This window comes from Paraburkholderia caballeronis (assembly GCF_900104845.1).
Classification (GTDB): domain Bacteria; phylum Pseudomonadota; class Gammaproteobacteria; order Burkholderiales; family Burkholderiaceae; genus Paraburkholderia; species Paraburkholderia caballeronis.
Genome location: NZ_FNSR01000001.1, coordinates 3,375,689 through 3,398,331 on the forward strand (window position 1 = coordinate 3,375,689; position 22,643 = coordinate 3,398,331).

The window sequence follows — 22,643 nt, forward strand, 5'->3', positions numbered from 1 at the left end:
TTCCGTCATCCGACAACCGTTCGCGCCGGCCGCGTGCCGGCGCGAACGGCACGTGCTGCTAACCGCCAATGCTTTCGTAACCGTAGTAGCCGCCGCGATAACCGCCGCCGGTGAACGCGCCGGTCTGCGGCACGTCGGTCAGCAGCACGCCGCGCAGGTTCACGCCGCCGTTGCGCAGCCGCTTCGCGGTCTCTTCCAGTTCGGACAGCGGATGGCGGCCGTGGCGGATCGCGAGCAGCGTCGTGCCCGCGTAGCGGCCGATCACCGTCGAGTCGGTCACCGCGAGCACCGGCGGCGTGTCGATGATCACGAGGTCGTATTGCGCGCGCAGTTCTTCGAGCAGCGTCTCGAAGCGCGCGCTCATCAGCAGTTCGGACGGGTGCGAGTGCAGCGAGCCCTTCGCGAGCACGTCGAGGCCCGGCAGCACCTCGCGCTGGATCGCGGAGCGCAGGTCCGCGCCGAGCAGCACGTCGGACAGGCCGGGCTGGTGCGGCACGCCGAAGTGCGAATGCACGTCGCCGCGCCGCATGTCGCCGTCGACGATCAGCACGCGCTTGTTCACCGACGCGACGAGCGCCGCGAGATTCACCGACAGGAACGACTTGCCGACGTCCGGCCGCGAGCCGGTCAGCATCACGATGTTGTTGCGCGCGTTGTTCAGCGATAGCTGCAGCGACGTGCGCAGGCTTCTGACGCCCTCGACCGCGATGTCCTGCGGCGACTGCTGCGCGAGCACGTGCAGGCCGCGCCGGCGCGACGACACGTTGTGCTGCAGCCGCAGCTGCTGCGAGCTGCGCGGCACGACCGCGAACACCGGCACGCCGAGCGCCGCTTCGAGTTCGTCCGGACGCTCGACGCCGCCGTACAGCGACTTGCGCACGAACGCGACGATCACGCCGAGAATCAGCCCGACGCCGATGCTCGCGACGATCACGAGCACGCGCTTCGGCCGCACCGGATCGTCCGGCGGCTCCGCGAAATCGACGACCCGCACGTCGCCGACCTGTCCCGCCCTCGCGACGCGCAACTGCTGCGCGCTGTTCAGCAGGTTCGTGTAAAGCTCGGTATTCACGTGCACGTCGCGCAGCAGCCGCACCGCGGTCTGCTCGGTGTCGGGCAGCGCGGACACGTTGCGCGTCAGCGTCCCCTGCGCGCCTTGCAGCGTCGCGATCTGCGCGTCGAGCGCGGAGACCGCCGGATGCTTCGCGGTGAAGCGTTGCGACATCTCCGCGCGCTGCTGCTGCAATTCGACGAGCCGCGTCTTGTTGTCGACGATCTGTTGCAGCAGCAGCCGGCTTTCCTCGCTCAGATCGACGGTGCCGTGCTGGTTGCGGAACTTGTTATAGCGCTGCTCGGACGCGTCGAGTTCCGCGCGCAGTTGCGGCAGTTGCTGGTCGACGAACGCGAGCATGTGCTCCGCCTCGGCCGAGCGGCTTTCGACGTCCTGGCGGATGAACTCGCGCGCCATGCTGTTCAGGATCGTCGCGGTCTGCGCGCTGTCGTGGCCTTCGAGGCGCGCGCGGATCACGCCGGACTGCAACGCGACCTCCTGCACGTCGACCGCCTTCTGCAAGCGCTCGACGGTGCTGAACGTCGATGCGCGCGTCAGCGTGAACGGCGTTCCCGGCGGCCCGCTCAACCGGTCGACGCGCAGCGCGATCGGGCCGTCCGGCGTGTTCGCGGCGATGTCCTCGCCGACGCGACCTTCGAGCAGCCCGATGCCGTCCGGGTCGCGCAGCACGAACGAGCCGTTCTCGCCGGCGACCAGCGTGAAGTCGCGGTCGTACAGCGCGGACGGCGTATCGAAGCGCGACACGCCGATCTGGCCGCGTCCCCACGCGAAGCCGGACGGCTTCAGCGACGCCGGCAGCCGCACGCCCCAACTGCCGTCGAAGAGTCCGGACAGCAGCCCGCCGATAAACGGAATTTCGCGCGGATGCGCGCCCACGTCGAGATGCAGCGCCCGCACCGTCTCCTCGGTGACGAGCCGCGACTTCAGCATCTCGATCTGCGCGGACGCGGACGTCTTCGTGTCGAACACGCCGGTCAACGGCGGAAGGCTGTCCTTCTTGTCGTTGTCCGTCTTGTCGATCACGTGGAACAGCACGTCCGCGCGATAGGTCGGCCGCGCGAGGAACGCATACGCACAGCCGAGCAGCGTGACCGCGAGCGTCACGAGCGCGATCACGCGCCAGTTCGCGATCACCGTTTGCAGATAGTCGCCCAGATAGCGCTCGTCGGTGCCCGCAGCGCCGTAGTTGCCGTCGAAGTTGATCGCCATCGTCGTAACCTGTCGGAAACAGAGTCATCCGGGCGGACGCGCATTGCGCCCGCCCACCATTCGCCCGCCGCTACTTCGCGAGCACCGCGCTTGTGACGCCCGCGTTGATCGCCGGCAGCAGCAGGTTCAGCACGCGGTTGAAGCGCACCAGCCCGTTGTTGTCGACGTACACCACATCGTTCGGCTGCAGTTCGAACTGGTTCGCGAGCAGCATCGACACCGGCGACGTCGCGTCGAGATGGAAAATCTCGGGCTTGTCGCTCATCGAGTTGCGGATCACGAACAACTGGCTCGCCTCGGCGGTGTTCGGATTCAGGCTGCCCGCCTGCGACACCGCCTGGGACAATGTGAGCCGGCCGTCGCGCATCGGCATGATCGTCGCGGGCCGGTTCACCTCGCCCATCAGGAACACGCCGTTGTCGTCGCGCGACGCGATGCGCAGCATGTCGCCGTTCTTCAGATAGATGTTCGACGGGCTGCGGCCGTGCTCGATCAGATCCGCGACGTTGACCGGATACGACACGCCGTTGCGCACCAGCGTCACGCGGCTCTGGTCCGCGTTCTGCGTGAAGCCGCCGGCGCGGTTGATCGCCTCGGTCATCGACATCGGAATGTCGTTGATCGCCTGCGCGCCCGGCGTATGCACCTCGCCGTCGATGTACACCTGCGCGGCGCGGAACGACGCGACGCGCACGGTCACCTCCGGCTTCAGGAACACCTCGCTCAACCGGGAATGCAGTTCGTTCTGCACGGTCGCCGTGTTCTTGCCGGCCACGTGCAGCGTGCCCGCATACGGAAACTGGACGTTGCCCGAATCGTCGACGAGGAAACCCGGCGCCGCGTCCGCGGGCCGCTGCGCCTGGGTCGGCTGGCCGACCGCAGCCGCGAGTTCCGGGTGATCCCACACGGTGATCTGCAATACGTCGCCGGGGCCGATCTGGTACGGCGTCGGCTTGCCGAACAGGTTCAGCGTCGCCGCGTTCGATTCGGCCTGCGACTGCGATGCGCTGTTCATCTGGCGCAGCATCGCGAGGTTGATGTCGGTAATCGGCACGTTCACCTGCTGCTGCGGCTCGGTGCTGTACTTGCCGCCCGTTTCGGGCAGCGTCGCGGGCGTGATGATCCGCTGGCCGGGCGCGAGACTGCACGCGCCCAGCACGACGAGCGCACTCCCTCCCAGCAACAGCCTGATCGACGACAGATATCGGTTCATGTTCTCTCCTCTCATTCCTGCCTGACGTGCATGAGTTGTCCGCGCCGCGTTCAATACGCGTTCGGACTCGCCAGCCCCCGTACGATCGTGGCCGCGATGATCCGCATGTCGAGCCAGAACGACCAGTGCCCGAGGTAATACAGATCGTGTGCCACGCGCAGCTCCATTTTTTCGAGTCGGTCCGTTTCTCCGCGAAAGCCGTTGATCTGCGCCCAGCCGGTGATGCCGGGCTTGATCCGGTAGCGGTGGATGTAGCCGGCGACGACGCTCTGATACAGGTCGTCGTGCTCCAGCGCGTGCGGGCGCGGGCCGACGACCGACATGTCGCCGCGCAGCACGTTGAAAAACTGCGGCAGTTCGTCGAGGCTCGTGCGGCGCAGGAACGCGCCGATTCGCGTCACGCGCGGATCATCGCGCGTCGCCTGGCTCACCTTGCCTTCCGCTTCGGTATGCATGCGCATCGAGCGGAACTTGTAGATCGTGAACACGCGGCCGTCCGCGCCCTTGCGCTTCTGCCGGAACAGCACCGGGCCGCGCGACGACAGCTTCACCGCGAGCGCGATCGCGACGAGCAGCGGCGCGAGGCTCAACAGCGCGGCCGCCGCGAACACGCGGTCGAACAGTTCCTTCTTCATCAGCGCGCTCGACGACAGCGGCGACGCGACGAGGTTGATCGCCGGCACGCCGAGCAGCTCGATCACGCTGCTGGTGTCGAACAGGGCGAGGCTGCGCACGTCCGGGATGAAGCGGATGTTCACGAGGTCGTTGCGGAACTCCGCGACGAGCCGCTCGACGAGCCGTTCGTCCGCGAGCGACATCGCGAGCCACAGTTCATGCACGTCGTGCGCGCGGATATAGCTGGCGAACGTGTCGATCGTGTCGCAGACCGCGGGCATCGGGCCGGCCGCCGCCGGCGCGATGCCCGGCGCGGTGTTGAACAGCGCGGTCGCGCGAAAGCCGGTGCCGGGCTCGGCCTCGATGCGCCGCACGATCTTGGCGCACTGCGCGGTGGAGCCGGCGATCGCGACCTGATGCAGGTTCAGCCCGGCGCGGCGCGCGCGCGCGAGCACCGCGTGCGTGACGAGCCGCCACGCGATCAGCAGGCCGCCCGCGATCGCCGTCCAGTACGCGAACCACAGCCGCGACACGATGTCGATGTGCGTGAGCGAGTACATCGAGATCAGCGCGCAGCCCTGCACGACGAGCCACGCGAGCGACACCTGGCCCGCGAGCAGCCGCTTCGAGCGGCCGCGCCACGACTGGTAGATGTCGAACGCGGGAAACAGCGCGAGCGCGAACGCGGCCGAGAACAGCACGAACGCGGCGTAGAAACCGCGCTGCGACGCCTCTTCGAAACGGATCTGCGACGCGACGGCCGCGCCGACGATCACCGCCGCGACGTCCAGCACTCTCGCCATCAGCCCTTGAAGCTCGCGCATTTTTCTCACCCTGCGGTTGTTCGTTGTGCGGCGATCAACTGCAACGTCCGTAGGTATCGTCGAAGCGGACGATGTCGTCCTCGCCGAGATACGCGCCCGACTGCACCTCGATGATTTCGAGCGGCACCTTGCCGGGGTTTTCGAGCCGGTGGCGAATGCCGAGCGGGATGAACGTCGATTCGTTCTCGCTCAGCAGGAACGACTCGTCGCCGCGCGTGACGAGCGCGGTGCCGCGCACGACCACCCAGTGCTCGGCGCGATGGTGATGCAGTTGCAGCGACAGCCGCGCGCCCGGCGACACGACGATGCGCTTCACCTGGAACCGCTCGCCGTGATCGATCGAGTCGTAGTAGCCCCACGGGCGGCGCACCTTGCGATGCGCGTCCGCTTCCGGCGCGTGCTCCGCCTTGATCCGCGCGACGAGGCCCTTCACGTCCTGCACCTTCGAGCGGTCCGCGACCAGCACCGCGTCCGCCGTTTCGACGACGACCAGATTCGACGTGCCGACGCACGCGACGAGCCGCCCTTCCGAATGCGCGTAGCTCGCGACCGCGCCTTCGAACACGACGCGGCCGCGCGCGACATTGCCGCTTTCGTCCTTGTCCATCGCGGCCCACACCGCGTCCCACGAACCGAGATCGGACCAGCCCGCGTCGAGCGGCACGACGACGCCTTCGGGCACGCCGTTCGCGCCGGTCAGCCGCTCCATCACCGCATAGTCGATCGAGTCCGACGGCGAGCGCCCGAACGCGTGCGGGCACGGACGGAACACCGCGCCGTCGCTGCCGCCGTTCGCGAACGCGGCGACGCACGCTTCGTGCATGTCCGGCTGAAGCGACTTCAGCGCGTCGAGCCACACGCTCGCGCGCATCACGAAGATCCCGCTGTTCCACCAGTACGCGCCGTTCGCGACGTATTGCGCGGCGATCTCGGGCGCGGGCTTCTCGACGAAACCGTCGATCCGGTGCGCGCCGTCGCCCAGCGCCGCGCCGACGCGGATATAACCGAAACCGGTTTCGGGCGAACGCGGCGGCACGCCGAGCGTGACGATCGCGCCGCGCTGCGCGTGGCGCGCGGCGAGGTCGAGCGCGCCGTGCAGCGCGCTCACGTCGGCGATCGCATGATCGGACGGCATCACGACGAGAATCGCGTCGCCGCCGTCGGCCTGCGCGAGCGTGGCGCCGAGCGTCAGCGCGGGAGCGGTCTCGCGGCGCGCGGGCTCGACGACGATCCGCGCACCGATGCCGCGCTCGCGCAGTTGTTCCGCAATCGTGAAGCGATGCTCTTCGCCGCACACGACGATCGGATCGGACGCCACCTGCCACGCGGCCGGAAAGCCGCTCATGCGGCGCACCGTCGCCTGCAGCAGCGAGTCGGTGCCGACGACGCCGATCAACTGCTTCGGATAGTGTTCGCGCGACATCGGCCACAGCCGCGTTCCCGAGCCGCCCGCGAGCACGACCGGCACGATGCGCGTGCAGTCCGGCATGGACCCGGCCGACGAATACGCGGCGACGGACGAAAAAACACCTCCCACGTAGCCATCCCGAACTGTCTGATTCGTATTCATATCAGTATTCCTAAGTACGTGACGAGTCACCGCCCGGAGGTTGAATCCGGGTCGGGGTCGAGGTCGGGTGGCCGGGCTCAGGCGCCGGCTTCGCGGCGGCTTTGCTGCCGGTATTCGGTGGGAGAAATCATCATGCGCTTGCGGAAAATCTTGGCGAGACGGTCGCCGTTGCCCATCCCGGTACGGCGCGCGATCTTGTCGACCGGCAGTTCCGAATCCGTCAACAGGCTGCACGTGATCGCAAGCCGCGCGTGCAACAGATAGTCCGATGGGGTGATGCCCATTTCCAGCTTGAAGCGGCGCAGGAAGTTGCGTTCGCTCATCGCAGCCACCTGCGCCGCGTCGGAGATCGAAATCGAACGCTGGCAGTTCTCCTGCAGCCAGCGCGCAGCCGCGCGCACCTTGTCGGCCGGGTCGCTGCCGAGCGCGTCGCCGAGCAGCGGCATCAGGTTGCCGCCGGAATCCGGCATCAGGCGTTCGGCCACGTTGCGCGCGATCTCGACGCCGAGGTCGCGCTTCACGAGCGCGAGCGCGCTCTTCATCGAATCGACGCGGTCGTCCGGATCGCTGATCACGTCTTCGCGCACGCTCTGCATCGCATACGAACCGAAGTCGCGCGGCACGCGCTGCCCGCACAGGCTGGCAGCCTCCAGCAGGGTCCGGCCTTCCGCGATCGGTCTTATCGTTCGCGTGTTGCCGTGCACGCGGCGCAGCCACGCAAGCAGCCGTTCGTCGGACGCCGCGTTGCACGCGCCCTTGCCGCCCGCGATGAACAGTGCGTCGAAGCCGATGTAGTGACGCGCGTCGAGACCGTCCGTCCACACGCGCACCGACGAAGAACAGGTGACGTTGCCGCCGTCCGCAGAGAGGATGCAGACGTCATACGCCTCGTTGCGCGTGCCGCTCGCAGCGAGTTCGTTGGCGACGTGGAAAACTTCGGCGACGATTCCCGCCCCTAGCAGCGAGCATCCGTCGTACAACAGAATCGCGATGTGTCTGACCTCTCGACTGATTCCACCTCTCACGATATGCGAGCCACTGGTGACAGGCAGATCGAGCGTTGCGTATGCCATGCTTTTTCCCCTAAACATTCCCCGTCCAAAGTGAAAAAGGCCTGGTATTAGCATTCCGTGTGCAGTGCATCATAGGCAGACATAAATCGGCACTGTGACGACTGACCGAAACTGGCGAGACATTGGCGTATTTAGTCCGGTCGCGGACTCTTTGCGCGACGCAGCGCCGCGTGCACAGACAAAAGCATCGTGCCGCGCGCGCTGGCGCACAGACAATCCGGCACAGGAAGCGGCGCCGAACCGGCGCTTCGCCAGTTTCTCTCGCGTCGGCGGCAGGCGTTTGCGCGTGCTGCAGCGTGCGCGAACGAACGAATATTAGGCTCTTTTCGCCACGGTTGCACCGCACAAATCCAGATAAAAAAATTAATAAGCGCGGCTTTTATCTTCAGATGAATAAGCGCATTCGTTTAATTCGGACGCTTTAGCAGTTGCGGAACCAGCATATGAATAAGCGCCGATAAGCGGGGATAACCCTGGTCCGCGGGTGCGACGAACGTTCATGCTGGCTTTTCCGGCAACCATCCGGCGGCCATTCGTGCGTGCCGGATTGCGCGAAAAGACTAGAGCCTGTCGCAGACAGCGGCCGTCCGGCACCTAGTCTTGCCTGACCAATACCGACAGGGACGCGGCAGCATGAACTCAAACCTCCGCCTCGCGCCGGCCCTCGGGCCATCCATGCCGCCGCTGCGGCCGGGCTTCGGCCGGCTCTGGCTGCCGTCGCTGTTGCTCGCACTGCTGCTTGTCGCCGCATCGACCGCCTGTCGCGCGCAGACAACGATGAGTTGCCGCAGCGCCGCCGCGTCCGCGAACCCGACGGCCGGTTCGGACACGATCTCCGCGGATACGCCGGGCAGCGACGGCACGCGTCTTTTTTCGCTCGGCCAGGGCGTGCGCATCGACGTCGTCACACGCGCGTCACGGGACGACAAGGTGCAATGGCAGATCGACGACACGTGGGGCCATGCGCAGGCGAGCGGCACGTTCGCGGTGTCGCAGGGCGCGCGCACGACGTCGCTGACCTGCTCGACGCCGCGCGCCGGCTACTTCGCGTTCAACGCGTCGCTCGCGTCGCAGCCGGCGACCACGCTGCCACAGCGAGGCACGCGGCCGGCCGGCATCACGACGTTCGGCGTGCTGCCGGACGTGTCGCAGACGCTGCCGCCGCTGAAATACGCGCACGCGGACCTGCACCGCTTCGGCGGCCAGGGCACCACGTACATCGCGCCCGGACAGCACTGCTGCGGCGGCGACGGCTACCGGCCGCTCTATACCGACCTTGGGCTCACGTGGATCAACGACAACCGCAACTGGTACGTCACGGAGCCGAACGCGCCGGGCCAGTTCGATCCGACGAAGAACCAGCTCGCGGCGTGGCTCACGAAAGGCGATCTGCTGCGGCTGATCCTGGTCGACGGCATTCCCGCATGGGCGAGCCCGAACGGCAAGCAGACGCACAGCTACGCGCCGAAGTCCGAAACGGCGCTGCGCGACTACATGACGAAGGTCGGCACCGAATCGAGCCGCGTGCGCAAGACGGTGTATCCGACCCAGGCGCACAACTACTATCAGGTGACGTGGGAGCCCGATCCGAAGGGCGGCCTGCCGTGGCTCGACACCGATGCGAATTTCGTCGCGATGTATGCGGCGGTATGGGAAGGCATCCACGCGAGCGATCCCGATGCAATCGTGATGGGGCCGACCTATTCGTCCGTTTCGGACAACGCGAAGTATCTGAAGCGTTATGCGACGCTCGGCCTCGCCCGCTATCTGGACGGCGTGACGGTCCACGGCTATTACGACTTCGGCAACTCGCCGTCGCATCCGCCGGAGCGGCTCGGCGACACGCCCGCGCCGAACGGCGTCGTGTCGCTGCCGGTCGCGATGCGCGATCTGCGCGAAGTGATGGCCGATACGATGAAGCCCGGCGCAAAGCTGTTCGTGACCGAAACCGGCATCACCTACGACATCGGCACGAGCTATGGGCCGCACTATCCGGACACCCAGGTGCTGTACGCGCAGAGCGCGCTCGTCGCACGCACGCATCTGATCCTGCTCGGCGAAGGCGCGGACGTCACGTTCATCTTCTATTCGCAGGACATGCCGCAGACGACGGCCGGCTACGGCGTGTTCTTCGAACTCGATCACCCGCAGGGCGCATACGGCGCGACGAACGTGAGTCCGAAGCCGGCCGCGCTCGCGGTCGCCGCGATGACCCGCATCGTCGACGGCAGCGGCACGCTCGGGCCGCTGCGCGACACGCCGCCCGGCGTCTATGCGTATGCATTCTCGCGGCCGGGCGGCAAGGTCATCACCGCGCTGTGGAGCCACGACAACGCGCACTGGAACACGTCGACCGGCTTCGACGCGACCCACAGCATCGACTGGCAGTTGCAGGTGGACGCGCGCGGCCGCTCGGGTCAGGTGACCGTGTTCGACATGATGGGCAACCCGTCGACGATGCCGTATCGCGACGGCATGCTCGCGCTCGGCATCACGCCGTCGCCGGTGTACGTCGTGTCGAACAACGTGGCGGTCGTGAAGGCGAACGCGACGACGCCGGCCGGTTACGTCGCGCCATAACGGCCGTCCGGTTCGACCGCTGCCCGCATTTTCACGCTTCCTCACGAGCGCGGTCCGCGCTCGCGTGAGCCGCACGATTCACAGGCTGCGAGCAATCGCTGTGCGCAGGCCCACATTCGCGCCCCGATTGGCTTCGCCGGGCGAGGTTTCGGCGGTTCGCGACAGTGCGGCCGTTTTTCTCGCCGCTTAGACTGCTATCGAAGCGCTTCCATTCGGAGCGGCAAAACCGGGCTCCCCCGACAGGGTCGCCGGCTCGTTCACGCACTGCGCACGGACCCTCATGTTGTCGCCCACCGAATTTCTCGACGTAGTGCGGCTCGCCCCGCTCGTGTCGATCGACCTGATCGTCGTCGACGCGTCGGGACGCGTGCTGCTCGGCCAGCGGCGCAACCGGCCCGCGCGCGGCACGTGGTTCGTGCCGGGCGGACGCATCCGCAAAGGGGAACTGCTCGACGCCGCGTTCACGCGGGTCGTCGAGACGGAACTGGGGATCGCGGGCGTGGCGCGCTCGGCCGCGCGCTTTCATGGCGTGTTCGAGCATCTGTACGACGACAACTTCGTCGCGGAGAACGGGATCGGCACGCACTACGTGGTGCTCGCGTATTCGCTCGAACTGGACAGCACGTCGCCGGTCGGCCGCTTCGACCAGCATAGTCAGTATGCGTGGCTCACACCCGAGGAACTGCTCGCGCGCGACGACGTGCACGAGAACACGAAGATCTATTTTCGTTAGGGATGCGTTGCTTTAGCGAGGCATTCGCCGTTCAGCGGCAAAGTGCGGCGCGGCACGCACATCGTAAGCGACGTGACGTTCCGCGCCGTTCGCGATGCATCATGCCGCGGTCTCGGGCTCCGGCAACGGCGTCGGGTCGGCCGGCGGCTCGGGCTCGACGTCGCGCAGGTCGCCGCGTCCCGGTCCGCCGAGGTCGCCCACACGCTCGCGCAGCCACGCGCCGAATTCGTCGCGCACCTCCGGATGCCGCAGCGCGAATTCGACCATCGCCTGCAGGTAGCCGATCTTGCTGCCGCAGTCGAACCGCTTGCCGTTGATCCGATACGCGAGCACCTGTTCGTCGACGAGCATCGACTGGATCGCGTCGCTCAACTGGATCTCGTCGCCCGGCGCAGGACGCAGCCGGCGCAAATGCTCGAAGATGCGCGGCATCAGCACATAACGGCCGACGACGCCGAGCGTCGAAGGCGCGGCGGCCGGCGCGGGTTTCTCGACGATGCGCGTCATCCGGAACATGTGCTCGTCCCAGCGGCGCGCGTCGACAACGCCATACGAACGCGAGTCCTGCCGCTCGATCTCCTCGACCGCGACCATCGAGCAGTGGTAGTGGTCGAAGCGTTCGAGCATCTGCGCGAGCACCGGCGTCGTCGCGTCGAGCAGGTCGTCCGCGAGCAGCACCGCGAACGGCTCGTCGCCGACGATCTTCTGCGCGCACAGCACGGCATGGCCGAGCCCGAGCGGCTCGGGCTGGCGCACGAAGAAACACTCGACGTTCGCCGGCTTGATCCGCTGCACGCATTCGAGCAGCGCCGCCTTGCCGCGCGCCTTCAGCTCGCATTCGATCTCATAGGACTTGTCGAAGTGATCCTCGATCGCGCGCTTGCCGCGCCCGGTCACGAAGATCATCTCGGTGACGCCCGCCGCGACCGCTTCCTCGACTGCGTATTGAATCAGCGGCTTGTCGACGACCGGAAGCATCTCCTTCGGGCTCGCCTTGGTTGCGGGAAGAAACCGGGTGCCGAGTCCCGCGACCGGAAACACCGCCTTGCGTACCTTGATCATGTCGGTCTCCCGTTCATACCGCCAGGGTGGGCAGGAATGTTGCGAAGGCCCAGCTTAACCAGCGCATATCGAGCCAATCTGCCAACATCTCGGTCTTTTCCGACGCTATGCCGGGGCTGCAACGGGTGCGGCATATGATTGCCTCCACGGGTGCGAGACGCCCGTGTCGGCTCGGTCCGCAAAGGGAGATCGACCATGCGCATCGACAGGGTGATCAGCAGGATCGCTACTTTCCAGCCGCGCGATGCAATCTACAAGGTCCCACACTTGGCCAGGCGCATCGGTATCCTCGTCTTCGACGCGTTCCCGCTCAGCGACGTCAGTCTGCTGGCGGACGTGTTCCGCCTTGCGAACGAAACGCACGCGGGACGCTTCGGCGGCGCGCCGCCGGTCTATTCGCTCGTGATGCTGTCGGAACTCGGCGGCAGTGTCGCCAGCAGCTGCTCGCTGCGGATCTGGACCGAGAGCCTGCACGCGCCGCTGATGAACGGCTTCGACACGCTGTTCATCGCCGGCGGGCCAGGCGCGATCGATGCCCGGCGTAACGAACGGCTGATCGCGCGACTGCGCGCGATCGCACCGAAGATCCGCGTGATCCGCGCGCTCGGCGAGGGCCGCGCGGTGCTCGCTCGCATCGACGCGTCGTTCCTGCGCGGCGGCCTGAATCCGGCCGCGGCCGCGCTGCGGCTGCGCCGCTCGCTGCCGTCGCAGGAGGTCGGCAGCGCGGCGGTCGTCGCGCCGTCCGAGGCGCTCGTCGCCGCGCTGAAGCTCGTGAAGCGCGATCACGGCGTCGCGCTCGCGCAGCAGATTTCCGAGCATTCGGCGCCGGGCGCGTGGGACAAGCTCGGCCTCGTGCTCGACGACGGCGAATCGGAGACCGCGAACAGCAAGATCAACACGGCCGCGCACTGGCTGCGCGAGAACTACCATCAGCCGATCTCGGTGGCGGACGCGGCGCGCGTCGCGCAGATGAGCATGCGGAATTTTCTGCGGCACTTCAAGACGCAGACGGGGCTCACGCCGTCCGAATATCTGCTGCGCGCGCGGCTCGATGCGAGCTGCACGCTGCTCGCGCAGACGGACCTGCCGATCGACGAGATCGCGCAGCGCTGCGGCGTGCCGCGAGGAGACCGGCTCGCGCGGATATTCAGGCGGCGGCTGTCGATTTCGCCGTCCGATTATCGGGCGGTGAATCAGCGGGGAGATAACGAGAAGTAGAGGTGCGGCCGCATGTTGAGGTGCGGCCGCGTTCGCCGGTTGATCGGGCGGGATGTGGATGGACCTTCAGGCTTGTCTCGTGCAGCCGCGACACAAGCCCTCCACGTCGATCAGTCGATCATCCCCGATCCGAAAATCTCGGTATGAACCCGTGCGGGATCGACGCCGCGCGCGGCCAGTGCCGCGCTCTGCTCGCGCATGAACGCAACCGGGCCGCACAGGTAGTAGTCGGCGTCGGGCAGCACGATGTCGTCCGCGATGCGCGCGAGATCGAGCCGGCCTTCGAAGTCGTGGTCGCCGCCCGCGCGGTCGTCCGCTTCGACCTGTTCGTAGAACACGACGCGCTTCAGGTCCGGATACGTGGCCGCCGCGCCGCGCAGCCAGTCGCGGAACGCATGCACGCGGCCGTTGCGGCACGCATGCACGAACGCGACCTTGCGCGCGCTGTGCTCCGCGATCAGCGTGGACAGCATCGACGCCATCGGCGTGATGCCGACGCCGCCACTGATCAGCACGACCGGCGTGGCCTTCGAACGGTCGAGCGTGAACTCGCCCATCGGCGCGCTCACGTGCACGACTGCCCCTTCGTCGACGCCGTCGTGCATCAGGTTCGACACGTGGCCCGGCTGGGTCTCCCCGCGACCGGCCTCGCGTTTCACCGAGATGCGCAGCCAGCGCCCGTGCGGCGCATCGGACAGGCTGTACTGGCGAGGCTGGTCGACACCGAGCCGGTCGATGAACCGCTTGACGCTCACGTACTGCCCCGGCTCGAAACCACCGGCCGGCGCGCCGTCCGCCGGCGCGAGATAAAACGACGTGATCTCGTCGCTTTCCACCTGCTTGCGGATCACGCGGAACGGACGGAAGCCGCTCCACGACGCCTGCTCGTACAGCTTCGCTTCCGCACCGATCAGGATCTGCGCGAGCTGCTCGTAGGCGACCTTCCACGCGTCGAGCGTCGGTTGATCGACCGCTTCGCCGAGCACGTCGACGACCGCGCCGAGCAGATGCCGCCCGACGATCGGATAGTGCTCAGGCCGGATGTTCAGGCTCGCGTGCTTATGCGCGATATGCGTGACCGCGCCGCCGAGCGCGCCGAGATTGTCGATGTTCGCGGCATACGCGTACACCGCGCGCGCTAGCGTTTCCGGCTGGCTGCCGCTTTGCTGGTGGGTCTGGTTGAAAACGTTCTTCAGCTCCGGATGCGCATCGAACATCCGCTGGTAGAAGTGCTTCGTAATGGTCGGGCCGAGTTCGGCAAAGACCGGTGCGGTGGCCTTCACACGGGCCATCTGGTCGGCTGTCAGCGCAGTCATTCGGGTTCTCTCCGCGTCAAAGATGCTCAAACAATACATCTTTTAGGCGGGAATGACCACGTGGACAGTTTGCCGCAGGTCGTTCGGTACGGCCGCTACGCGTGGATAACGCCGATCAGGCCGAAGACGCGCCGCCGCGATCGTGCCGCCACAGCACGTCGCCGCGGCCGTCCGCACGATTCAGCACGCGGGCCAGCACGAACAGCAGATCGGACAGCCGGTTCACGTACCGCCTCGGCGTGGCGGCAACCGGCGATGTATCCGACTCGCCGGACGCATCTGCCCCACCGGATGCGCCGATGGCGACGATCGACCGTTCCGCGCGCCGGCAGACGGTCCGGCACACGTGCGCGAGCGCGGCCGCCCGCGAGCCGCCGGGCAGAATGAACTCCTTCAGAGGCGCAAGCGTCGCGTTGTACTCGCCGAGCCAGCCGTCGAGACGGGCCAGATGAGCGTCGGTGACGATCGTATGTCCCGGCATGCACAACTCGCCGCCGAGATCGAACAGATCGTGCTGGATCGCGGTCAGCGCCGCGCGCACGTCGTCGGGCAACGCCTCGCACAGCAGCACGCCGATCTGCGAGTTCAGTTCGTCGACGTCGCCGATCGCCGCGATCCGTGCATCGTCCTTGCGCACGCGGCTGCCGTCGCCGAGTCCGGTCGTGCCGTCGTCGCCGGTGCGCGTGACGATCCTGCTCAAGCGGTTGCCCATCGCATGTCTCCTGGAGCGGCTGCCCATGCAGCCCTGCGTGCGGCCCATTATAGGTTTGACGCAGCGCAGCAACCCATGCGGCGGCCCGAGCACAAATGTTGAGCGTAAAATGGGCCGCACCGAATATCAGGCCAACAGGAAGGAGACCCCCGCGTGAATCATCCCGCGCCACCGGCGGCCGTGCGCCGCCCGTTCCCCGCTGAACTGCTTGCCGAGCTGACCGCCTCGTTCGGCGAGCGCGTGTCCACTTCCGAAGCCGTGCGCAGCCATCATGGCCGCGACGAATCCCCGTTCGATCCGCAACTGCCCGACGCCGTCGTGTTCGCCCACAGCACCGACGACGTGCAGGCCATCGTGAAGCTGTGCGCGCGCTACGGCGTGCCGATCATTCCGTACGGCAACGGCTCGTCGCTCGAAGGGCATCTGCTCGCGGTGCAGGGCGGCGTGTCGATCGACCTGTCCGAGATGAACCGCGTGCTGTCGATCAACGCCGAGGACCTGACTGTCACCGTCGAGCCGGGCATCTCGCGCAAGGCGCTGAACGAGGCGCTGCGCGACACCGGCCTGTTCTTCCCGATCGACCCGGGCGCGGACGCGAGCATCGGCGGCATGTCCGCGACGCGCGCGTCCGGCACCAACGCCGTGCGCTACGGCACGATGCGCGAGAACGTGCTCGGCCTGACCGCGGTGCTCGCGGACGGGCGCATCATCAAGACCGGCTCGCGCGCGCGCAAGTCGTCGGCGGGCTACGACCTCACGCGCCTGTTCGTCGGCTCCGAAGGCACGCTCGGCGTGATCACCGAAATCACCGTGCGGCTCTATCCGCAGCCGGAAGCGGTGTCGGCGGCGATCTGCACGTTCCACTCGATGGCCGAGGCGGTGCGCGCGGTAATCGAGACGATCCAGATCGGCGTGCCGGTTGCGCGCGTCGAATTCATCGATTCGCTCGCGGTCCGCGCGATCAACCGCCATTCGAACCTGACGCTGCGCGAAGCGCCGACGCTGTTCTTCGAATTCCACGGCACGCCGGCCGGCGTCGAGGAACAGGCCGGGCTCGTGCAGGAGATCGCCGCGCAGAACGGCGGCGAAGGGTTCGAATGGGCGACGCGCCCCGAAGACCGCAGCCGGCTGTGGAACGCGCGTCACAGCGCGTACTTCGCGATGCTGCAACTGAAGCCCGGTTGCCGCGCGGTGACGACCGACGTCTGCGTGCCGATCTCGCGGCTCGCCGAATGCGTGATCGAGACCGAGCAGGATCTGAAGGCCTCGCCGCTGCCCTGCCCGATCGTCGGCCACGTCGGCGACGGCAACTTCCACGTCGCGATGCTGATCGATCCGGACAAGCCGGAAGAACTCGCGGAAGCCGAGCGGCTGAACCGCCGCATCGTCGAGCGCGCGCTCGCGATGGACGGCACCTGCACCGGCGAGCACGGCGTCGGCCTGCACAAGATGGGCTTCCTCGTCGCGGAGCACGGCGCGGACACCGTCGATACGATGCGGGCGATCAAGCACGCGCTCGATCCGCAGAACCTGATGAACCCCGGCAAGATCTTTTCGTGGGGCGCCTGAGCGCGCATGCACCCGGCAATGGCACAGCGGGCCCCGGCTCGCGGTGCCGGCCCATCGAGCGGAGGAGACATGAACGCACTGGCTGAACTGTCGCCGGAAGTGCTCGCGCAGCGTCAGCGCGAAGTCGTGCAGGCGCTGATGGCGGTGCTGCCCGCGCACTGCCTGCTGCATCGCGAGGAAGACACGGTCGCGTACGAATGCGACGGGCTTGCCGCGTACCGGCGCCTGCCGCTCGCGGTCGCGCTGCCCGAAACCGAGTCGCAGGTGCAGCGGATCGTGCAGATCTGCCGCCGCCTCGACGTGCCGATCGTGCCGCGCGGCGCGGGCACCGGCCTCTCCGGCGGCGCGATGCCGATCCGTCACGGCATCGTGCTGTCGCTCGCGCGCTTCAAGCGGATCGTCGACGTCGATCCCTATGCGCGCACGGCCACCGTGCAGCCCGGCGTGCGCAATCTCGCGGTGTCCGAGGCCGCCGCGCCGTATGGGCTCTACTACGCGCCCGACCCGTCGTCGCAGATCGCCTGCACGATCGGCGGCAACGTGTCCGAGAACTCGGGCGGCGTGCACTGCCTGAAATACGGCCTCACCGTGCACAACGTGCTGCGCGTGCGCGCGGTGACGATGGACGGCGAGATCGTCGAGTTCGGCTCGCTCGCGCCCGATGCGCCGGGCCTCGATCTGCTCGCGGTGATGATCGGCAGCGAAGGCATGTTCGCGATCGTCACCGAAGTCACCGTGAAGCTGATTCCGAAGCCGCAGACCGCGCAGGTGGTGATGGCGAGTTTCGACGACGTCGTGAAAGGCGGCGACGCGGTCGCCGGCATCATCGCGGCCGGCATCATTCCAGCCGGCCTCGAAATGATGGACAAACCGGCGACGCGCGCGGTCGAGGAATTCGTGAACGCCGGCTACGACCTCGACGCGGCGGCGATCCTGCTGAGCGAATCGGACGGCACGCCGGAAGAAGTCGCCGAGGAAATCGCGCGAACGACCGCGGTGCTGCGCGAGCACGGCGCGACGCGCATCCAGGTCTCGCGCTCCGAGCAGGAACGGCTGCGCTTCTGGTCGGGCCGCAAGAACGCGTTCCCGGCCGCGGGCCGCATCTCGCCCGACTACTACTGCATGGACGGCACCGTGCCGCGCCGCGCGATCGGCCCGCTGCTCGCGCGCATCCACGAGATGGAAGCGCAATATCGATTGCGTTGCATCAACGTGTTCCATGCGGGCGACGGCAACATGCATCCGCTGATCCTGTTCAACGGCAACGACCTCGACGAATGGCACCGCGCGGAAGCGTTCGGCTCGGACATCCTCGAAACGTGCGTCGAGCTGGGCGGAACGGTAACGGGCGAACACGGCGTCGGCATCGAGAAGATCAACTCGATGTGCGTGCAGTTCTCGCCGCAGGAGCGCGATGCGTTCCATGCGGTGAAACATGCGTTCGATCCGGCCGGCCTGCTCAACCCCGACAAGGGCATTCCGACTCGCGCGCGCTGCGCCGAGTACGGACGCATGCACGTGCGCGGCAACCTGCTGCCACATCCGGAGCTGCCGCGCTTCTAGGTTCGCGCCGCCGGAGCCGGATGCGCTACGCGGACGGACGGCATACGTCGCATCGGGCAGCGGGCCACACGCCCGCTCCCCTTGCGCATATACGGGTCGGCTCCGGGTTGCGGCACGCCGCCGCGCCATTACAATCGAACGAACGACAACGAAAATCACGCCATGGAAGAGGACGACATCGTCGCCGTCTGGTCCGAGCGCATTCGTACGGCAAGCGCCGACGGCCGCCCGCTGCGCATACGCGGCGGCGGCACGAAGGACTGGTACGGTCAGGGGCTCGAAGGCGAGATACTCGATACGCGCGCGCATCGCGGCATCATTGCGTACGATCCCGCGGAACTCGTGATCACCGCGCGCGCCGGCACGCCGCTCGCGGCGCTCGAAGCGACGCTGGCGGAGCACGAGCAGATGCTCGCATTCGAGCCGCCGCACTTCGGCGCGCAGGCGACGCTCGGCGGCTGCATCGCGGCCGGCATCGCGGGACCGCGCCGCGTGTCGGCCGGCGCGCCGCGCGACTTCGTGCTCGGCGCGGTGCTGATGAACGGCCACGGCGACGTGCTGCACTTCGGCGGCCAGGTCGTGAAGAACGTCGCGGGTTATGACGTATCGCGGCTGCTGGCCGGCTCGCTCGGCACGCTCGGGCTGATCCTCGAACTGTCGGTGAAGGTGCTGCCGACGCCGAAGGCCGAAACGACGCTGAAGTTCGACATGAACGGCACCGATGCGGTCCGCAAGCTCAACGAATGGGGCGGGCGTCCATTGCCGATGACCGCGAGCGCGTGGCGCAACGGCACGCTCGCGGTGCGGCTCGCGGGCGCGGAAGCGGCGGTGAAAACCGCGCGCGCTTCGCTCGGCGGCGAGGTCGTCGATGCGGTCGAGGCGGAGCGGTTCTGGGCCGGTCTGCGCGAGCAGACGGACCCGTTCTTCACCGCGATCGCGCCGAACGCGGCGCTGTGGCGCCTCGCGCTGCCGTCGATCACCGAGCCGCTGCAACTGCCCGGCGCGCAACTGATGGAATGGGGCGGCGCGCAGCGCTGGTGGATCACCGACACCGATGCGCAGACCGTGCGCATCAGCGCGAAGCAGGCCGGCGGCCACGCGACGATGTTCCGCACCGGCCACGATTACGACCGCAGCGCGGGCGTGTTCACGCCGCTGCCCGCGCCGCTGATGAAGATACACCGCGGCCTGAAAGCCGCGTTCGACCCAGCCCGCATCTTCAATCGCGGCCGTCTGTACCCCGACTTCTGAGTCCGCGCGATGCAAACCAACCTCGCGGAATTCATCCGCAATACGCCCGACGGCGACGAAGCCGACGCGATCCTGCGCAAGTGCGTGCACTGCGGCTTCTGCACCGCCACCTGCCCGACCTATCAACTGCTCGGCGACGAGCTGGACGGGCCGCGCGGCCGCATCTACCTGATGAAGCAGATGGTCGAGGGCGCGCCGGTGACGCGCAGCACGCTCACGCATCTGGACCGCTGCCTCACGTGCCGCAGTTGCGAGACGACCTGCCCTTCCGGCGTGCAGTACGGACGGCTGATCGAAGTCGGCCGCAAACACGCGGAGCAGAGGGTCGCGCGCCCGGTGCGCCAGCGGCTGATGCGCCGGCTGCTCGCCGGCTTCCTGCCGCGCAGCGGACTCTTCTCGCCGGCGATGCGGATCGGCCAGCAGGTGCGTCCGCTGCTGCCGAAGCGGCTGCGCGACAAGGTGCCGGTGCGCCAGCGTCCGCTCGCGTGGCCGACGGCGAAGCACCCGCGCAAGATGCTGATGCTCGCCGGCTGCGTGCAGCCTTCGATGATGCCGAACATCAACATCGCGACCGCGCGCGTGCTCGATGCGCTCGGCATCGAGACGGTCATCGCGCCGCAAGCCGGCTGCTGCGGCGCGATCCGGCTGCATCTCGGCTATACGGACGACGCGCTCGACGACGTGCGCCGCAACGTCGACGCGTGGTGGCCGTATGTCGAACAGGGTGTCGAGGCGATCGTGATGAACGCGTCCGGCTGCGGCGCGACAGTGAAGGAATATGCGCACCTGCTGCGCGACGATCCGGCCTATGCGGACAAGGCGCGACGCATCGTCGAGCTGACGCGCGACCTGTCCGAGATCCTGCCGGCGTTCGAGGAGCAACTCGTCGCGGCGGCGCGGCGGCGCGGCATTCATACGGTCGCGTGGCATCCGCCGTGCACGCTGCAGCACGGCCAGCAGTTGCGCGGCGGCGTCGAGTCGGTGCTCGCCGCGCTCGGGCTCGACGTGCGCCTGCCGGTGGACAGCCATCTGTGCTGCGGCTCCGCGGGCACCTATTCGCTGACGCAGCCGAAGCTGTCGTACCGGCTGCGCAACCAGAAGCTCGAACGCCTCCACGCGCTCGAACCGCAACTGATCGTGTCCGCGAACGTCGGCTGCATCGCGCACCTGCAAAGCGGCACGTCGATTCCGGTCACGCACTGGATAGAGCTGGTCGAGCATATGCTGGCGGCGAACTGAACGATTGCCGCACAGCGTAGCGAACGCGCGCCGCCGCCGACACCTGGCCGTTCGGGCTATGTTTCGCGCGCGGCGCAGTCCGTATAATGGGCCTCGTTCGTTTCTGCCGGCCGCCGCGCGTTCGCGAGCGGCCATCCGCGCTCCATGACCGACATCGCCCGCCATCTCGAAGCCGTCCAGCAACGCATCGCCGCCGCCGCCCGCAGCGCCGGGCGCGATCCGCGCACGGTCGAACTGCTGGCCGTCTCGAAGACGTTTCCCGCCGACGACGTGCGCGCCGCGCATGCAGCCGGCCAGCGCGCGTTCGGTGAAAACTACGTGCAGGAATCGATCGCGAAGATCGAGACCCTCGCGGATCTGCGCGCGGATCTCGAATGGCATTTCATCGGCCCGCTGCAATCGAACAAGACGCGGCCGGTCGCCGAGCATTTCGACTGGGTGCATTCGGTGGACCGGTTGAAGATCGCGCAGCGCCTGTCCGGGCAGCGGCCCGCGCATCTGCCGCCGCTGAACGTGTGCCTTCAGGTGAACGTGAGCGGCGAGGCGTCGAAGAGCGGCGTCGCGCCCGGCGAAGTCGCCGAGGTCGCGCATGCGATCGCCGCGCTGCCGCGCGTCGTGCTGCGCGGGCTGATGTCGATCCCCGAACCCGAAAGCGATCTGGCCGCGCAGCGCGCGCCGCATCGCCGGCTGCGCGAACTGTTCGACACCCTGCGCGCGGACGGCCTCGCGCTCGACACGCTGTCGATGGGCATGTCGGCGGACCTCGAAGCAGCCGTGCTCGAAGGCGCGACGATCGTGCGGATCGGCACCGCGATCTTCGGCGCGCGCGACTACTCACACTGACCGACTCACGTTTCCATCATCATGAAAATTGCCTTCATCGGCGGCGGCAACATGGCCGCCGCACTCATCGGCGGAATGATCCGCAAGGGCGTCGCGGCGAGCGACGTGTATGCGATCGATCCGAACGCGCACGCGCGCGCGCGCAACGCCGAACAGTTCGGCATCCGCACCGGCGAAGCAGCCGATGCGACGCTCGCGCAATACGACGCGGTCGTGCTCGCGGTGAAGCCGCAGATCGTAAAGAGCGTCGCCGAAGGGCTCGCACCGCATCTCGCCGCGCATCAACTGGTAATCAGCATCGTCGCCGGCATTCGCAGCGCCGACCTGTCGCGCTGGCTGAACGGCCATGCGCGGATCGTGCGCACGATGCCGAACACGCCCGCGCTGATCGGCATGGGCGCGGCCGGGCTCGTCGCGAGCGCCGGCGTCGACGAAGCGGGGCGGCAGCTTGCGTCGGACGTGCTCGGCGCGGTCGGGCAAGCGGTCTGGTTCGACGACGAAGCGAAGATCGATGCGGTGACCGCGATCTCGGGCAGCGGCCCGGCTTACGTGTTCTATTTCATCGAGGCGCTCGAAGAAGCGGCGCGCCGGCTCGGCATGGACGAGCAGCAGGGCCGCGCGCTCGCGATCGCGACGTTCACCGGCGCGGCGCAACTCGCGCTGCAGTCGAGCGAACCGCCGGCGGTGCTGCGCGAGCGCGTCACGTCGAAGGGCGGCACGACGGCGGCGGCGCTTGCATCGTTCGACGCGTCCGGCGTGAAGGAAGCGATCGTGCGCGGCGCGCTCGCGGCCGACGCGCGCGCGAAGGAAATGGGCGACGAGTTCGGCAGGCAGTGACTGCGGCCGCGCGCGTGCGGCGGCCAGTGGCCGCAGTTGTCGATGCGCATATCGGATCGCGGTAGCTCGAAGTCGGCGGCTGGCATCCGGAATCCGGCGTTGCCGCCATTCAAGCCGCTCCGGTCACGGCCTTTCCCGAAGCAG

17 protein-coding genes are annotated in these 22,643 nt (G+C 67.7%); 9 read left to right on the plus strand and 8 right to left on the minus strand.

The annotated features are described in order from the left end of the window. Positions 1 to 58: 58 nt before the first annotated feature. The 5 genes from BLV92_RS15045 to BLV92_RS15065 form a co-directional block, all read right to left on the minus strand. The gene (locus BLV92_RS15045) at positions 59 to 2,281 is read right to left on the minus strand and encodes a polysaccharide biosynthesis tyrosine autokinase (protein WP_090546153.1); all 2,223 of its coding nucleotides are present in this window, start codon (positions 2,279 to 2,281) and stop codon (positions 59 to 61) included. Between the two features lie 70 nt (positions 2,282 to 2,351). Next, a complete protein-coding gene (locus tag BLV92_RS15050; RefSeq protein WP_090546155.1) occupies positions 2,352 to 3,494 on the minus strand; it encodes a polysaccharide biosynthesis/export family protein in 1,143 nt (380 codons plus the stop codon). A gap of 50 nt (positions 3,495 to 3,544) precedes the next feature. Continuing rightward, on the minus strand, positions 3,545 to 4,933 hold the full coding sequence (locus tag BLV92_RS15055) for an undecaprenyl-phosphate glucose phosphotransferase (protein WP_090546157.1): 1,389 nt from the start codon (positions 4,931 to 4,933) through the stop codon (positions 3,545 to 3,547). A 34-nt stretch (positions 4,934 to 4,967) separates the two neighbouring features. Next, the gene (locus BLV92_RS15060) at positions 4,968 to 6,422 is read right to left on the minus strand and encodes a mannose-1-phosphate guanylyltransferase/mannose-6-phosphate isomerase (protein ID WP_090546159.1); all 1,455 of its coding nucleotides are present in this window, start codon (positions 6,420 to 6,422) and stop codon (positions 4,968 to 4,970) included. A 158-nt stretch (positions 6,423 to 6,580) separates the two neighbouring features. Continuing rightward, on the minus strand, positions 6,581 to 7,576 hold the full coding sequence (locus BLV92_RS15065; RefSeq protein WP_090546161.1) for a GlxA family transcriptional regulator: 996 nt from the start codon (positions 7,574 to 7,576) through the stop codon (positions 6,581 to 6,583). Positions 7,577 to 8,209: 633 nt separating this feature from the next. Here BLV92_RS15065 and BLV92_RS15070 point away from each other — a divergent pair. Both BLV92_RS15070 and BLV92_RS15075 read left to right on the plus strand, forming a co-directional pair. Then, positions 8,210 to 10,156, plus strand: a complete 1,947-nt coding sequence (locus BLV92_RS15070) for a hypothetical protein (RefSeq protein ID WP_244283801.1) — start codon at positions 8,210 to 8,212, stop codon at positions 10,154 to 10,156. Between the two features lie 280 nt (positions 10,157 to 10,436). Beyond that, on the plus strand, positions 10,437 to 10,889 hold the full coding sequence (locus BLV92_RS15075; protein WP_090546165.1) for a GDP-mannose mannosyl hydrolase: 453 nt from the start codon (positions 10,437 to 10,439) through the stop codon (positions 10,887 to 10,889). 99 nt (positions 10,890 to 10,988) lie between these two features. Here the strand turns inward: BLV92_RS15075 and galU are convergent, their stop codons facing one another. Further along, positions 10,989 to 11,951 carry a UTP--glucose-1-phosphate uridylyltransferase GalU gene (galU, locus tag BLV92_RS15080; protein ID WP_090546167.1) on the minus strand — a complete coding sequence of 321 codons (963 nt, stop codon included), beginning with the start codon at positions 11,949 to 11,951 and terminating at the stop codon, positions 10,989 to 10,991. 267 nt (positions 11,952 to 12,218) lie between these two features. On the opposite strand from galU, the gene BLV92_RS15085 reads away from it, so the two are divergent. Next, entirely contained in the window at positions 12,219 to 13,169 is a 951-nt protein-coding gene (locus BLV92_RS15085; protein ID WP_243843856.1) for a GlxA family transcriptional regulator, read from the plus strand. A 110-nt stretch (positions 13,170 to 13,279) separates the two neighbouring features. Here BLV92_RS15085 and hmpA read toward each other — a convergent pair whose 3' ends face one another. Then, positions 13,280 to 14,485, minus strand: coding sequence for an NO-inducible flavohemoprotein (hmpA, locus tag BLV92_RS15090; RefSeq protein WP_090546172.1), 1,206 nt, complete (start codon positions 14,483 to 14,485; stop codon positions 13,280 to 13,282). A 115-nt stretch (positions 14,486 to 14,600) separates the two neighbouring features. After that, complete coding sequence (locus tag BLV92_RS15095; protein ID WP_090546174.1) at positions 14,601 to 15,197, minus strand: cob(I)yrinic acid a,c-diamide adenosyltransferase; 597 nt, start codon at positions 15,195 to 15,197, stop codon at positions 14,601 to 14,603. Between the two features lie 153 nt (positions 15,198 to 15,350). Here BLV92_RS15095 and BLV92_RS15100 point away from each other — a divergent pair, with 153 nt between their 5' ends. The 6 genes from BLV92_RS15100 to proC all read left to right on the plus strand — a co-directional run bounded on the left by BLV92_RS15100 (position 15,351) and on the right by proC (position 22,499). Further along, positions 15,351 to 16,766, plus strand: coding sequence for an FAD-binding oxidoreductase (locus BLV92_RS15100; RefSeq protein ID WP_090546177.1), 1,416 nt, complete (start codon positions 15,351 to 15,353; stop codon positions 16,764 to 16,766). Positions 16,767 to 16,835: 69 nt separating this feature from the next. After that, positions 16,836 to 18,329, plus strand: a complete 1,494-nt coding sequence (locus BLV92_RS15105; protein WP_090546178.1) for an FAD-linked oxidase C-terminal domain-containing protein — start codon at positions 16,836 to 16,838, stop codon at positions 18,327 to 18,329. Positions 18,330 to 18,491: 162 nt separating this feature from the next. Beyond that, a complete protein-coding gene (gene glcE / locus BLV92_RS15110) occupies positions 18,492 to 19,580 on the plus strand; it encodes a glycolate oxidase subunit GlcE (protein WP_090546181.1) in 1,089 nt (362 codons plus the stop codon). Between the two features lie 9 nt (positions 19,581 to 19,589). After that, positions 19,590 to 20,819 carry a glycolate oxidase subunit GlcF gene (gene glcF, locus BLV92_RS15115; protein ID WP_090546182.1) on the plus strand — a complete coding sequence of 410 codons (1,230 nt, stop codon included), beginning with the start codon at positions 19,590 to 19,592 and terminating at the stop codon, positions 20,817 to 20,819. 144 nt (positions 20,820 to 20,963) lie between these two features. Beyond that, entirely contained in the window at positions 20,964 to 21,662 is a 699-nt protein-coding gene (locus BLV92_RS15120; RefSeq protein ID WP_090546184.1) for a YggS family pyridoxal phosphate-dependent enzyme, read from the plus strand. A 21-nt stretch (positions 21,663 to 21,683) separates the two neighbouring features. After that, positions 21,684 to 22,499 (plus strand): pyrroline-5-carboxylate reductase, encoded by an 816-nt coding sequence (proC, locus tag BLV92_RS15125; protein ID WP_090546186.1) that lies wholly within the window; start codon positions 21,684 to 21,686, stop codon positions 22,497 to 22,499. Positions 22,500 to 22,643 lie beyond the last annotated feature (144 nt).

Bases quoted from the DNA above. Each gene is read 5' to 3' on its own strand.
- BLV92_RS15045 (WP_090546153.1), bottom strand. From the start codon at position 2,281: ATGGCGATCAACTTCGACGGCAACTACGGCGCTGCGGGCACCGACGAG.
- BLV92_RS15050 (WP_090546155.1), bottom strand. From the start codon at position 3,494: ATGAACCGATATCTGTCGTCGATCAGGCTGTTGCTGGGAGGGAGTGCG.
- BLV92_RS15055 (WP_090546157.1), bottom strand. From the start codon at position 4,933: ATGCGCGAGCTTCAAGGGCTGATGGCGAGAGTGCTGGACGTCGCGGCG.
- BLV92_RS15060 (WP_090546159.1), bottom strand. From the start codon at position 6,422: ATGCCGGACTGCACGCGCATCGTGCCGGTCGTGCTCGCGGGCGGCTCG.
- BLV92_RS15065 (WP_090546161.1), bottom strand. From the start codon at position 7,576: ATGGCATACGCAACGCTCGATCTGCCTGTCACCAGTGGCTCGCATATC.
- BLV92_RS15070 (WP_244283801.1), top strand. From the start codon at position 8,210: ATGAACTCAAACCTCCGCCTCGCGCCGGCCCTCGGGCCATCCATGCCG.
- BLV92_RS15075 (WP_090546165.1), top strand. From the start codon at position 10,437: ATGTTGTCGCCCACCGAATTTCTCGACGTAGTGCGGCTCGCCCCGCTC.
- galU (WP_090546167.1), bottom strand. From the start codon at position 11,951: ATGATCAAGGTACGCAAGGCGGTGTTTCCGGTCGCGGGACTCGGCACC.
- hmpA (WP_090546172.1), bottom strand. From the start codon at position 14,485: ATGACTGCGCTGACAGCCGACCAGATGGCCCGTGTGAAGGCCACCGCA.
- BLV92_RS15095 (WP_090546174.1), bottom strand. From the start codon at position 15,197: ATGGGCAACCGCTTGAGCAGGATCGTCACGCGCACCGGCGACGACGGC.
- BLV92_RS15105 (WP_090546178.1), top strand. From the start codon at position 16,836: ATGAACGCACTGGCTGAACTGTCGCCGGAAGTGCTCGCGCAGCGTCAG.
- glcE (WP_090546181.1), top strand. From the start codon at position 18,492: ATGGAAGAGGACGACATCGTCGCCGTCTGGTCCGAGCGCATTCGTACG.
- glcF (WP_090546182.1), top strand. From the start codon at position 19,590: ATGCAAACCAACCTCGCGGAATTCATCCGCAATACGCCCGACGGCGAC.
- BLV92_RS15120 (WP_090546184.1), top strand. From the start codon at position 20,964: ATGACCGACATCGCCCGCCATCTCGAAGCCGTCCAGCAACGCATCGCC.
- proC (WP_090546186.1), top strand. From the start codon at position 21,684: ATGAAAATTGCCTTCATCGGCGGCGGCAACATGGCCGCCGCACTCATC.